A 12,278-nucleotide genomic window follows, 5' to 3' on the forward strand; every position below is an offset into this window, starting at 1 on the left:
CACCCGCCCCGTCGAATCGGCATGTACAGGCAGAGGAACAGGCCCAGGCACACGCAGCGCATGATGCTGACCGCCGCCGTCGTTCTCCTCCCCCTCGCGGCGGCCTGCGGCAGCGAGAAGGCGGACGGCGAGCAGGCAGGGAGCGGGTCGGTGAGCGCCGAGCAGCCCGTCACCGGCGTCAAGTGGAACGTCGACAGCGTCACTGTGGACGGCACCACCCACCGTGCTCCCGCCGAGGCACACGTCGAGATCAAGGACGGCAAGGCGGCCGGCACCTATGGCTGCAACACCTTCAACGCCAACGCCGCCTTCGAGGGCGACCGCGTCCGGCTCAGCGACGTCAGGTCGACCAGGATGGCATGCGAGGACGCACCGATGGCCTTCGAACGCGTCCTGTCCCGCACCCTCACCGAAGGTGCCCTCACCACCGAGGTCAAGGGCACCACGCTGACGCTGAGCACCGACGACGGCAACCAGGTTCGCCTGAGCAGGACATGAGACCCCGCCCGCGCACACCCGGCGCAACCCGCCCGAGCGGCCCGAATGATGTGCGACACCTCACTCACGGATCGGCAACCGGTCCCCGGCCGACCGCGTCCAGAGCCCGCCCGACGGCCGAGTGGATCATCCCAATCCCGCTCTGACCTGCTGGAATGAGTGGATCATGGGTGATCCGGCCGGTCCCTGATTTAGTTACCGGCGAGTATCCCCAATTCGGACCAGTGGTCGACCTCGCCTACACTCGATGGCGTGCCACGTGGTGACGGTCGACTCAATCACGATCTGCTTCCCGGCGAGAAGGGCCCCCAGGACGCTTGTGGCGTCTTCGGTGTCTGGGCTCCGGGCGAAGAGGTCGCAAAGCTCACGTACTTCGGGCTCTACGCCCTCCAGCATCGGGGCCAGGAATCCGCGGGTATCGCGGTCAGCAACGGCTCCCAGATCCTCGTCTTCAAGGACATGGGCCTGGTCTCCCAGGTCTTCGACGAGACCTCGCTCGGTTCGCTCCAGGGTCACATCGCGGTCGGACACGCCCGCTACTCGACCACCGGCGCCTCCGTGTGGGAGAACGCCCAGCCGACGTTCCGCGCCACCGCGCACGGCTCGATCGCGCTCGGCCACAACGGCAACCTCGTCAACACCGCTCAGCTCGCCGAGATGGTCGCCGACCTGCCCAAGCAGGAAGGCCGCACCCCGCGCGTGGCGGCCACCAACGACACCGACCTGCTCACCGCGCTGCTCGCGGCCCAGGTCGACGAGGACGGCAAGCCCCTGACCATCGAGGAGGCCGCCCACACGGTCCTCCCGCAGGTCCGCGGCGCCTTCTCCCTCGTCTTCATGGACGAGCACACCCTCTACGCCGCCCGCGACCCGCAGGGCATCCGCCCGCTGGTCCTCGGCCGGCTGGAGCGCGGCTGGGTCGTCGCCTCCGAGACCGCCGCCCTCGACATCACGGGCGCCAGCTTCGTCCGCGAGATCGAGCCGGGCGAGTTCGTCGCCATCGACCAGAACGGCCTGCGCACCTCCCGATTCGCGGAAGCGAAGCCCAAGGGCTGTGTCTTCGAGTACGTGTACCTGGCCCGTCCCGACACCGACATCGCCGGCCGGAACGTGTACCTCTCCCGCGTGGAGATGGGCCGCCGCCTGGCGAAGGAGGCCCCGGCCGAGGCCGACCTGGTCATAGCGACCCCGGAGTCCGGCACCCCGGCCGCCATCGGCTACGCGGAGGCCTCCGGCATCCCCTTCGGCGCGGGCCTGGTCAAGAACGCGTATGTCGGCCGGACCTTCATCCAGCCCTCGCAGACCATCCGCCAGCTCGGCATCCGCCTGAAGCTGAACCCGCTGAAGGAAGTCATCAAGGGCAAGCGCCTGGTCGTCGTCGACGACTCCATCGTGCGCGGCAACACCCAGCGGGCCCTGGTCCGCATGCTCCGCGAGGCGGGCGCCGCCGAGGTCCACATCCGGATCTCCTCGCCGCCCGTGAAGTGGCCCTGCTTCTTCGGCATCGACTTCGCCACCCGCGCCGAGCTCATCGCCAACGGCATGACGATCGACGAGATCGGCACCTCGCTCGGCGCCGACTCCCTGGCCTACATCTCCATCGACGGCATGATCGAGGCGACCACCATCGCCAAGCCGAACCTCTGCCGCGCCTGCTTCGACGGCGAGTACCCGATGGAGCTCCCCGACCCTGAGCTGCTCGGCAAGCAGCTGCTGGAGACGGAGCTGGCCGCGGGCCCGGCCGCCACGGCCGCGGCCGACGCGATCCGCCGCCCGTAAGCCTCGTACGTACTCACCAACCGAAAGATCCCAGGCAATGTCTGCTGTGCCAGATCAGTCGCCTCCGGCGACGGGCCCATCCGGTATTTCCGGATCCGGTGCTTCCTACGCGGCTGCCGGCGTCGACATCGAAGCGGGCGACCGCGCGGTCGAGCTGATGAAGGAGTGGGTGAAGAAGACGCAGCGCCCCGAGGTCCTCGGCGGCCTCGGCGGCTTCGCCGGCCTCTTCGACGCCTCCGCCCTCAAGCGCTACGAGCGCCCGCTGCTCGCCTCCGCCACGGACGGCGTCGGCACCAAGGTCGACATCGCGCGTCAGCTCGGCGTCTACGACACCATCGGCCACGACCTGGTCGCCATGGTGATGGACGACATCGTGGTGTGCGGCGCCGAGCCGCTGTTCATGACCGACTACATCTGCGTCGGCAAGGTCCACCCCGAGCGCGTCGCCGCCATCGTCAAGGGCATCGCCGAGGGCTGTGTCCTGGCCGGCTGCGCCCTGGTCGGCGGCGAGACCGCCGAGCACCCGGGCCTGCTGGGCGAGGACGACTTCGACGTCGCCGGCGCCGGCACAGGCGTGGTGGAGGCGGACCGCCTGCTGGGCGCGGATCGCATCCGTACGGGTGACACGGTGATCGCCATGGCGTCCTCCGGCCTTCACTCGAACGGGTACTCCCTCGTCCGGCACGTCCTGCTGAACCAGGCCGGCCTCTCTCTCGACGCACACATCGAGGAACTTGGCCGCACCCTCGGCGAGGAGCTCCTGGAGCCGACCAAGATCTACTCGCTGGACTGCCTGGCCCTGACCCGCACCACCGAGGTGCACGCCTTCAGCCACATCACCGGCGGCGGACTCGCGGCCAACCTCGCCCGGGTCGTCCCCGACGGACTGCACGCGACCGTCGACCGCTCCACCTGGACCCCCGCCCCGGTCTTCGACCTCGTCGGCAGGACCGGCGACGTCGAGCGACTGGAGCTGGAGAAGACCCTCAACATGGGCGTCGGCATGATCGCGATCGTCCCGGAGGGGTCGACGCACGTGGCCCTGGCGACCCTGGCCGACCGCGGGGTCGACGCCTGGGTCGCCGGTGAGATCACCGAGCGCGGCGAGCACACCACCGGAGCGACTCTGGTCGGGGACTACGCCGGCTGAACCCTGCAGGCAGCACAAGACCCGGTCGGTGACCGAAGTCACCGACCGGGTGAGTGCTCAGTGCAAGGTCAAGCGCCGCGACGGTGTTGTTGCGAGGAGTCCTCGTCCTCGTCCTCGTCGTCCTCGTACAGATCGGCGTACCGGCTGTAGAGGTCGTCGTCTTGCTCATCGTCCTCGAACGGCTCGCCATTCGGCGGCATGTTCGACGTCGATGCGCCCAGCTCTTCGGCCAGGCGTGAGAGGTCCGTCCCGCCGCTGTTGTACTTCAGCTGGCGGGCGACCTTCGCTTGCTTGGCCTTGGCCCGGCCGCGCCCCATGGCTCGACCCCCTCAACGACGGGGCTCGACGGCCCCAGAGTCTTGACACGCGTTCATGATCCGGAACGGACTCTCCGCAGAGAGGCCGGTCCGTAGGGCTTCCACGGTACCTGAGCCCGCACCCATACGGTACGTCGCCCGTAGGACGCGCGTGTGCGCAGAACCTTCGAGGCGCCCCGTCCTCGCTGGTCAGTGGCGATTTTAACCACTTATCGGCGGACGACCCGCCGGGAAGAGTGAGAGTTCTCTCTAACTTTCCACCGACTGGTACCGAACAAATCAGCGACCGAGATGAGAGCGGGGCGTTTTCGAGCCTCAGCGGAAGCCTGCCCTCCCTGTCACCACCCCCGCGCCTGCGCCGCCTCGTGCATTCGCTGCTCGGCGATCCGGTCGGCCGCCGCGGCCGGCGGAATCCCGTCCTCCTTCGCACGTGCGAAGATTGCGAGCGTGGTGTCGAAGATCTTCGCGGCCTTCGCCTTGCACCGGTCGAAGTCGAAGCCGTGCAGCTCGTCGGCGACCTGGATGACCCCGCCGGCGTTCACCACGTAGTCCGGCGCGTAGAGGATCCCGCGGTCGGCGAGGTCCTTCTCGACGCCCGGGTGCGCGAGCTGGTTGTTGGCCGCGCCGCACACGATTCTTGCGGTCAGCACCGGCACGGAGTCGTCGTTCAGCGCCCCGCCCAGCGCGCAGGGGGCGTAGATGTCGAGCCCGTCGACCCGGATCAGCGCCTCGGTGTCCGCGACGGCCGTCACGCCCTCAGGGTGCCGGTCGAGGATCCGGCGTACGGCGTCCGCGCGCACGTCCGTGATCACGACCTCGGCGCCCTCGTCCCGCAGGTGCTCCACCAGGTGGCGGCCGACCTTGCCGACGCCCGCGATGCCGACCCTGCGGCCGCGCAGCGAGGGGTCGCCCCACAGGTGCTGGGCGCTGGCCCGCATGCCCTGGTAGACGCCGAAGGCGGTCAGGACCGACGAGTCCCCCGCGCCGCCGTTCTCCGGCGAGCGCCCGGTCGTCCAGCGGCACTCGCGTGCCACGACGTCCATGTCGGCCACGTAGGTGCCGACGTCGCAGGCGGTCACGTACCGCCCGCCGAGCGAGGCCACGAAACGGCCGTACGCGAGCAGCAGCTTCTCGGTCTTGATCACGTCGGGGTCACCGATGATCACAGCCTTGCCGCCGCCGTGGTCCAGACCGGCCATGGCGTTCTTGTACGACATCCCGCGCGCGAGGTTCAGGGCGTCGGCGACGGCCTCCTCCTCGGTCGCGTAGGGGTAGAAGCGGGTACCGCCGAGCGCGGGGCCCAGGGCGGTGGAGTGGAGGGCGATGACGGCCTTGAGGCCGCTGGCGCGGTCCTGGCAGAGCACGACTTGCTCGTGACCTCCCTGGTCCGAGTGGAACAGGGTGTGCAGGACGCCGTTTGATACGTCGGTCACGGTGGTGACTCCTGGGTAACTGGCGGCGGTCGGGACGCGGGCTCCCGTACGGGTGGCGGGGCCCGTGGGATGAGCGTAGAGCCTGCGGGCGCCGTCGATCGGGAGGTGTTCGGGATCACCTTCTCCCGGAGTACGCGCGTGGGACGATTTGCATGTTTTCCGGCCCCTCCAGGAGCGGGTCCGGAAGGTTTCCCGTTCGGCCGAAAGGGGAGGGAGCAGGCGTGCCCCAGGTGTCCTCGGTGATCGTTCCATACGCGGCCTATCTGCGCGTGTACGAGCCGCTGGCCGCCTTTCCCGAGCCGGAGCGCAACCACTGGGCGCGCTACGCCCTCCGCCCCGACCGCCCCTCCTACCAGGACGAGCTGCGCCGCTCGCTGGCCGACCTGTTGCCCACCCCGCCGGTCGCGGTGCCGGTCCACGAGAGCGGCGACGCGTTCGTGCTCGAGGTGAACGGCGTGCTGTGCGTGTGCCCCTGGCGGACCCGGCTGCGTGGCTGGCAGGCCCTGGGGGAGCTGGGCGACGAACTGCCGGGTCCGGTGCTGGACGCCGTCCTGCCTCCCGTGGTCCGCCTCCAGGCGGCCCAGGACTACGAGCGCTGGCTGGCCCGCAACCCCGACGCCCGGCCCTGGATCCGTTCGGCGGCCTGGCAGGTCCCGCTCAACTGGTTCGTGCTCGTCTCCGACGAGGAGCGCGAGTGGGACAAGGGGACCGCTGAGCTGCCCCCGGTGCTGCGCTACCGCACCCCGATGGTGCAGGCGCGGCGCCGCGTGGCCCGGGGCCTGCGCGCGCTCAAGGACGCCATGGACGAGGGGCCGCTCATCGACGGCCTGGTGGACGTGGGGCGCTGGCTGGAGGAGTTCCACCCGCGGTCCCTGGTCGAGTTGGACTACGGCGGCCTCGTGCACGCCCTCCCGGCCGGCGACCTGGAGAGCGATCACTCGGCGGCGGACGTCGCCGAGGGGATCGACGCCCTGCGCCGCGGCGACGGGAGCGCGGCGGGGGAGGCGTACGCCCGGCTCGTGGAGCGGTGGCGGTCGGTACGGGACCGGCGCTCGGCGAACTGACGGTGTGACAGATGCGACAAGCGTGTCCTTAGTGACGTACGTCACGGCCACAAAGATGTCGAACAGCGTACGGTCTACCCACTTCACGGAAGTGACGGGATGTAGGTCCCGATCCGGGCTTATGGCTCAAGAGTCGCAAGGGTGACGGACCGCACGTACGCGGCCCTTGCGTCGCTTGCCCCTCCTCGTGCCAAAATAGGACAAGGAGTCCGGGGAGGGCTCCATCCGTCCACTTGTGCTCCATCGTGGGGGGAATCTCAGCATTGCACGCTTTGGGGGGTCTGGTGACTCCTGATCGCCCGTGTGACTGATCGTCACACTGGCGTGACTGTCCGCTATGGCATGGTCCATCGGCTTCCGTCGCCGATGAACACCTGGGGGGCAATTCCATCGGTTTGGCCGACGCGGCTGGACAGATGGTGTAGTTGTAGTGCCGAGGACAAGCCGTTCGTCCTATAACCGACTCGGCCCGCGTCCGCCATTTCGGGCAACGCGGGTCAAGGTGCAGAATTTAGAGGAAAGAACCGAGAAGGTTCGGTTCTCCCGAGGAGGCCGCTCATGACCGCTCGCACCCCTGATGCTGAGCCGCTGCTGACCCCGGCTGAGGTCGCCACCATGTTCCGCGTGGACCCGAAGACGGTCACGCGGTGGGCGAAGGCCGGCAAGCTCACGTCGATCCGTACGCTCGGCGGGCACCGCCGTTACCGCGAGGCCGAGGTTCGTGCCCTGCTGGCGGGCATTCCGCAGCAGCGCAGCGAGGCCTGAACAACTGAATAACCGGGCAGAACGCCAGGTCCCCCAACCTGTCGAAACGCCCGAACCCTAGCTCCAAACGACGCGGGTCCTGCCCCAACAGGCCCGTTGCCCACACGGTGCGTCGTCGATCGCGCTGGACTCCGCCGGGTCCAGCGCGATCTTTTTTGTGCGCCGGGACCTGTCTAGCGGGTCGCTCTGTGAGCGGCCTTGTCAGAGTCTGGGGAGTCTCTGGGAGAGTTGCGGGGGGTTCCGGGAGGCGCCCTCCGGACATCCGGCGGAGTGGTGCACGGAGTGGTGCAATTGCACATATTAAATTGACCAGTTGTAGGAGCCTGGTAAGAACCCATGCTCCGGAAACTCATGCCGTGACTCCCGTCACATGCCACTGGCCTTGTTGCCACTGGCGCATGTGAGTTATAGGAAGCGCTTGCTCCCGCCGCTCCATCGTCCCCCGCCGGTACGGCTGTTGACGCGGCCGACGGTCACGGCGCCGAGGGGCTCTCGTCCTCGACGGTCTTCTCCGGGCCCTGTGCGCCCCGTGGAGCGCCGTCCATCGCCAGCCGCAGCAGACGGTGGCAGATCGGGCAGTGGCGGGTCACATGCCGATAGGACGACGCGGCCGACAGATGCGCGCGGAGCAGCGCCCGCGTCTCGTGCCTAGCCGATGCCGCCATACGCCACCTCCAAGAGGGCCCACGCAGGGAACGGGGCCCTGAACTCTGGGGTACCGAGGGAATGTGACGCCGTCAAGAGAGCGGGGGCTGTGCCGGTCGCACCGATGCCGACGCCGGCACCGGTGCGACCGTCTCCTGGGGGCTGCCGCCCCAGACCCCGCTTCGGCCCTGAACGGGGCTCGTCCTCGAACTCCCCCAGAGGGGGTGCCCCCAGACGGGCGGATCGTGCTGACCGGCGTGGAGACGCGCCACGGATCCGGCTGCGCCGCGGGCGCGGCCCCCGTCTTGGCGGGGTGGAAGGGTGACGGGGTGGTGCGGGTATGCGAAGAGCCCGGGTCCGAAGACCCGGGCTCTCACTCTGTGCGGTCCTGACGGGATTTGAACCCGCGGCCTCCACCTTGACAGGGTGGCGAGCACTCCAAACTGCTCCACAGGACCAGGTTTCGCGGCACTTGCTGGTGCGTTGTGCTGCGAGAAGAGACTGTACAGGAGGGTGGGCCCTTGGTCGAACTCACCCTCCGTGCAGGATGCGTCACGGCACGGCCGCGTCGATCGCCTTCACGATCCGCTTGTCGGAGACGGGGTACGCCGTGCCCAACGCGTGGGCGAAATAGCTGACCCGGAGCTCCTCGATCATCCAGCGGATCTCGAGGACGGAGGAGGGGACGGGGCGGCCCTGGGGCAGCTGCTCCAGCAGCCACGCGTACTCGTCCTGCATCTCGTGGACCTTCTCCATGCGGGTGGTGTCCCGCTGGACGCTGGTCGGCATCTGCTGCAGACGCCGGTCCGCGGCCACCAGGTACCGCATCAGGTCCGGCAGCCGGCGCAGCCCCGCCTGCGTCACGAAGCCCGGCCGTACGAGCGCGTCCAGCTGCTTGCGTACGTCCGTGAGGTTGGCCAGCAGCGCGGGGCTGCGTACGGCCTTCAGGCGGCGTTCACAGGCCTGCCAGGCGGCCAGCACCTGCTGCACCTGGCCGACCGTCCGCACGGTCGTGTCGACGATCTCGGCGCGCACCTTGTCGTACAGCTTCCGGTACGACTCCTCGTCCCACGCCGGTCCGCCGAAGTCGCCGATCAGCTTGTCCGCCGCGGCCATCGCGCAGTCGTCGAACAGCGCCTGGATCGAACCGTGCGGATTCGCGGACAGGGCGAGCTTCTGGGGGTTCGTCAGCTTCTCGGACGCGAACTTCGCGGGGTTGACCGGGATGTTGCGCAGGATCAGCCGACGGGTGCCCTTCCACATGGCCTCCGTCTGCTCCGCCTCGGTGTCGAAGAGGCGTACGGAGACCGTGTCGCCGTCGTCGACCAGCGCCGGGTACGCCTTCACCGGCTGGCCGGCGCGGCGTGTCTCGAAGACGCGGGTGAGGGAGCCGATCGTCCAGTCGGTCAGGCCCGAGCGCTCCAGAGACTCACCGCCCCGGCGCTCGGCGGTGGCCGCGGCGGCCTGGGAGAGGGCCTTGCGGGCCTTCGGCTTCAGCTGGAGCTTCAGCGCCTCCAGGTCCTTGTCCTCGGCCAGCTTGCGGCGCCGCTCGTCGACGATCCGGAAGGTGATCTTCAGGTGGTCGGGGACCTTCGCCCAGTCGAAGTCGTCGGCCTCGAAGGGGACGCCGACCATCCGCTTCAGCTCGCGGGCCATCGCCGTGGACAGCGGTTCCTGGAGAGGGACCGCCTGGTCCAGGAAACGCTTCGCGAAGTTCGGTGCCGGCACGTAGTTGCGGCGGATCGGCTTCGGGAGGGAGCGGATGAGCTCGGTGACGACCTCTTCCCGCAGGCCCGGGATCTGCCAGTCGAAGCCCTCGTCCGTGACCTGGTTGAGGACCTGGAGCGGGATGTGGACGGTCACGCCGTCCGCGTCCGCGCCCGGTTCGAACTGGTAGGTGACGCGGAACTTCAGCGGCCCCTGCCGCCAGGAGTCCGGATAGTCGGCCTTGGTGACCGCCTCCGCCGACTCCCGGATGAGCATCTCCCGCTCGAAGTCCAGGAAGTCGGGCTGCTCGTGCCGCTTGCGCTTCCACCAGGAGTCGAAGTGGGCGCCGGACACGACGTGCTCGGGCACCCGCTGGTCGTAGAAGTCGAACAGCGTCTCGTCGTCGACCACGATGTCCCGGCGCCGGGCGCGGTTCTCCAGCTCCTCGACCTCGCTGAGGAGTTTGCGGTTGTCGGCGAAGAACTTGTGGTGCGTCCGCCAGTCGCCCTCGACGAGGGCGTTGCGAATGAAAAGCTCGCGGCTGGTCTCCGGGTCGATCCGCCCGTAGTTCACCTTCCGCTGGGCGATGATCGGCACGCCGTACAGCGTGACCTTCTCGTAGGCCATCACCGCCGCCTGGTCCTTCTCCCAGTGCGGCTCGCTGTACGTCCGCTTCAGGAGATGCTCGGCGAGCGGTTCGACCCACTCGGGCTCGATCTTCGCGTTGACGCGGGCCCAGAGGCGACTCGTCTCCACCAGCTCCGCCGACATGACGAACCGGGGCTGCTTCTTGAACAGAGCCGAGCCAGGGAAGATCGCGAACTTGGCGTTGCGGGCGCCGAGGTACTCGTTCTTGTTGCCGTCCTTCACGTCCTTCATGCCGAGGTGCGAGAGCAGACCGGCGAGGAGGGAGGTGTGGATGCTGTCGGCGGAGGCGTCCTGCTCGTTGAGGTGGATGCCCATCTGCTTGGCGACGGTACGGAGTTGCGTGTAGATGTCCTGCCATTCGCGGATGCGCAGGAAGTTGAGGTACTCCTGCTTGCACATCCGGCGGAAGGACGACGAGCCGCGCTCGCGCTGCTGCTCACGGACGTACCGCCACAGGTTGAGGTAGGCGAGGAAGTCGCTGGTCTCGTCCTTGAAGCGGGCGTGCTGCTGGTCGGCCTGGGTCTGCTTGTCGGCCGGGCGTTCGCGCGGGTCCTGGATGGACAGCGCTGCGGCTATGACCATGACCTCGCGGACACAGCCGTTCTTGTCGGCCTCCAGGACCATCCGGGCGAGGCGGGGGTCGACGGGCAGCTGGGCCAGCTTGCGGCCGGTCTCCGTGAGCCGCTTGCGCGGGTCCTTCTGCGCCGGGTCCAGCGCGTTCAGCTCCTGGAGGAGCTGGACGCCGTCGCGGATGTTGCGGTGGTCCGGCGGGTCGATGAAGGGGAACTTCTCGATGTCGCCGAGGCCGGCCGCGGTCATCTGCAGGATGACGGAGGCGAGGTTCGTCCGGAGGATCTCCGCGTCCGTGAACTCCGGGCGGGCGAGGAAGTCGTCCTCGCTGTACAGCCGGATGCAGATGCCGTCGGACGTACGGCCGCAGCGGCCCTTGCGCTGGTTGGCGCTGGCCTGCGAGATCGGCTCGATGGGGAGCCGCTGCACCTTGGTGCGGTGGCTGTACCGGCTGATACGGGCGAAGCCGGGGTCGATGACGTACTTGATGCCCGGGACGGTCAGCGAGGTCTCGGCGACGTTGGTCGCCAGAACGATCCTGCGCCCGGTGTGCGGCTGGAAGACGCGATGCTGCTCGGCGTGCGAGAGCCGGGCGTAGAGGGGAAGCACTTCCGTGAAGCGATACTTCTTCTTCTCCAGCGCGTCGGCGGTGTCCCGGATCTCCCGCTCACCGGAGAGGAAGACGAGGATGTCGCCCTGCCCCTCCCCCATCAGCTCCTCTACGGCGTCCGTGATCGCGGTGATCTGGTCCCGGTCGGCGTCCTCGGAGTCCTCCTCGAGGAGCGGGCGGTACCGCACCTCGACGGGGTACGTCCGGCCGCTGACCTCGATGATCGGGGCGTCGCCGAAGTGCCGGGAGAAACGCTCGGGGTCGATGGTCGCGGAGGTGATGACGACCTTGAGGTCGGGCCTGCGCGGCAGCAGCTGGGCGAGATAGCCCAGCAGGAAGTCGATGTTGAGGGACCGCTCGTGGGCCTCGTCGATGATGATCGTGTCGTAGGCGCGCAGCTCGCGGTCGGTCTGGATCTCCGCGAGCAGGATGCCGTCCGTCATCAGCTTCACGAAGGTCGCGTCCGGGTTCACCTGGTCGGTGAACCGCACCTTCCAGCCGACGGTCTCCCCGAGCGGCGTCTTCAGCTCCTCGGCGACGCGCTCGGCGACGGTACGGGCGGCGATACGACGGGGCTGGGTGTGCCCGATCATGCCCTGGACACCCCGCCCCAGCTCCAGACAGATCTTCGGGATCTGGGTGGTCTTGCCGGACCCGGTCTCACCTGCGACGATGACGACCTGGTGATCACGGATGGCGTCCGCGATGTCGTCCTTCTTCTGGCTGACCGGGAGCTGCTCGGGATAGGTCACGGCAGGCACACGGGTGCGCCGCGCGCCCATCCGCTCCTCGGCCTGTGCGACCTCCGCCTCGATCTCGGCGAGAACGGCGGCACGGGCCTCCGGCTTGCGGATCTTGCGCGCACCTTCGAGCCTGCGCCCGAGCCGATGCGCATCACGCAGGGACAGCTCGGCCAGGCGGGGGGCGAGGGCGCCGAGGGCGGGGGAAGGGTGCGTAGACATACGCGACCCAGGATCTCATCCCGGAGAAAAACGTGGCGAACGCTTTTGCCTCCGGCGGACTGGCGACGCACCACGCGAGGACCCGGCGCACCCTCGGCACAACCCCGGCACACAACAAGGCCCCGATCCG

Annotated in this window: 9 protein-coding genes and 1 tRNA gene; 5 read left to right on the plus strand and 5 right to left on the minus strand. The window is 68.8% G+C overall.

Annotation, left to right across the window (positions count from 1 at the left end):
* Nucleotides 1-60 precede the first annotated feature (60 nt).
* The 3 genes from IE263_RS03250 (at nt 61) to purM (ending at nt 3,427) form a co-directional block, all read left to right on the plus strand.
* On the plus strand, nt 61-498 hold the full coding sequence (locus IE263_RS03250; protein WP_229910771.1) for an META domain-containing protein: 438 nt from the start codon (nt 61-63) through the stop codon (nt 496-498).
* Between the two features lie 252 nt (nt 499-750).
* Nucleotides 751-2,277, plus strand: coding sequence for an amidophosphoribosyltransferase (gene purF, locus IE263_RS03255; protein ID WP_189931902.1), 1,527 nt, complete (start codon nt 751-753; stop codon nt 2,275-2,277).
* A 37-nt stretch (nt 2,278-2,314) separates the two neighbouring features.
* Nucleotides 2,315-3,427 carry a phosphoribosylformylglycinamidine cyclo-ligase gene (purM, locus tag IE263_RS03260; protein ID WP_189931903.1) on the plus strand — a complete coding sequence of 371 codons (1,113 nt, stop codon included), beginning with the start codon at nt 2,315-2,317 and terminating at the stop codon, nt 3,425-3,427.
* A 68-nt stretch (nt 3,428-3,495) separates the two neighbouring features.
* Here the strand turns inward: purM and IE263_RS03265 are convergent, their stop codons facing one another.
* Together IE263_RS03265 and IE263_RS03270 are read right to left on the minus strand one after the other, a co-directional pair.
* Nucleotides 3,496-3,744: a DUF3073 domain-containing protein gene (locus IE263_RS03265; RefSeq protein WP_189931904.1), complete on the minus strand. Its 249-nt coding sequence runs from the start codon at nt 3,742-3,744 to the stop codon at nt 3,496-3,498.
* Between the two features lie 338 nt (nt 3,745-4,082).
* Entirely contained in the window at nt 4,083-5,177 is a 1,095-nt protein-coding gene (locus IE263_RS03270) for a Leu/Phe/Val dehydrogenase (protein ID WP_189931905.1), read from the minus strand.
* 221 nt (nt 5,178-5,398) lie between these two features.
* Here IE263_RS03270 and IE263_RS03275 point away from each other — a divergent pair, with 221 nt between their 5' ends.
* Together IE263_RS03275 and bldC are read left to right on the plus strand one after the other, a co-directional pair.
* Nucleotides 5,399-6,241, plus strand: coding sequence for a DUF8083 family protein (locus tag IE263_RS03275; RefSeq protein WP_189931907.1), 843 nt, complete (start codon nt 5,399-5,401; stop codon nt 6,239-6,241).
* Nucleotides 6,242-6,799: 558 nt separating this feature from the next.
* Nucleotides 6,800-7,006: a developmental transcriptional regulator BldC gene (gene bldC, locus IE263_RS03280; protein ID WP_003949541.1), complete on the plus strand. Its 207-nt coding sequence runs from the start codon at nt 6,800-6,802 to the stop codon at nt 7,004-7,006.
* A 473-nt stretch (nt 7,007-7,479) separates the two neighbouring features.
* On the opposite strand, the gene IE263_RS03285 is transcribed toward bldC, so the two are convergent.
* The 3 genes from IE263_RS03285 to hrpA form a co-directional block, all read right to left on the minus strand.
* Nucleotides 7,480-7,671 carry a DUF6274 family protein gene (locus IE263_RS03285; RefSeq protein WP_189931909.1) on the minus strand — a complete coding sequence of 64 codons (192 nt, stop codon included), beginning with the start codon at nt 7,669-7,671 and terminating at the stop codon, nt 7,480-7,482.
* 363 nt (nt 7,672-8,034) lie between these two features.
* Nucleotides 8,035-8,109: transfer RNA gene (locus tag IE263_RS03290), tRNA-Asp, on the minus strand.
* A gap of 94 nt (nt 8,110-8,203) precedes the next feature.
* Nucleotides 8,204-12,148 carry an ATP-dependent RNA helicase HrpA gene (gene hrpA, locus IE263_RS03295; RefSeq protein WP_189931911.1) on the minus strand — a complete coding sequence of 1,315 codons (3,945 nt, stop codon included), beginning with the start codon at nt 12,146-12,148 and terminating at the stop codon, nt 8,204-8,206.
* Nucleotides 12,149-12,278 lie beyond the last annotated feature (130 nt).

Source organism: Streptomyces aurantiogriseus (assembly GCF_014649375.1).
In the GTDB taxonomy this organism is placed as follows: Bacteria; Actinomycetota; Actinomycetes; order Streptomycetales; family Streptomycetaceae; genus Streptomyces; species Streptomyces aurantiogriseus.

Coding starts and splice junctions, on each gene's coding strand:
- IE263_RS03250 (WP_229910771.1), top strand. CDS start 61: ATGATGCTGACCGCCGCCGTCGTTCTCCTCCCCCTCGCGGCGGCCTGC.
- purM (WP_189931903.1), top strand. CDS start 2,315: ATGTCTGCTGTGCCAGATCAGTCGCCTCCGGCGACGGGCCCATCCGGT.
- IE263_RS03265 (WP_189931904.1), bottom strand. CDS start 3,744: ATGGGGCGCGGCCGGGCCAAGGCCAAGCAAGCGAAGGTCGCCCGCCAG.
- bldC (WP_003949541.1), top strand. CDS start 6,800: ATGACCGCTCGCACCCCTGATGCTGAGCCGCTGCTGACCCCGGCTGAG.
- IE263_RS03285 (WP_189931909.1), bottom strand. CDS start 7,671: ATGGCGGCATCGGCTAGGCACGAGACGCGGGCGCTGCTCCGCGCGCAT.
- hrpA (WP_189931911.1), bottom strand. CDS start 12,148: ATGTCTACGCACCCTTCCCCCGCCCTCGGCGCCCTCGCCCCCCGCCTG.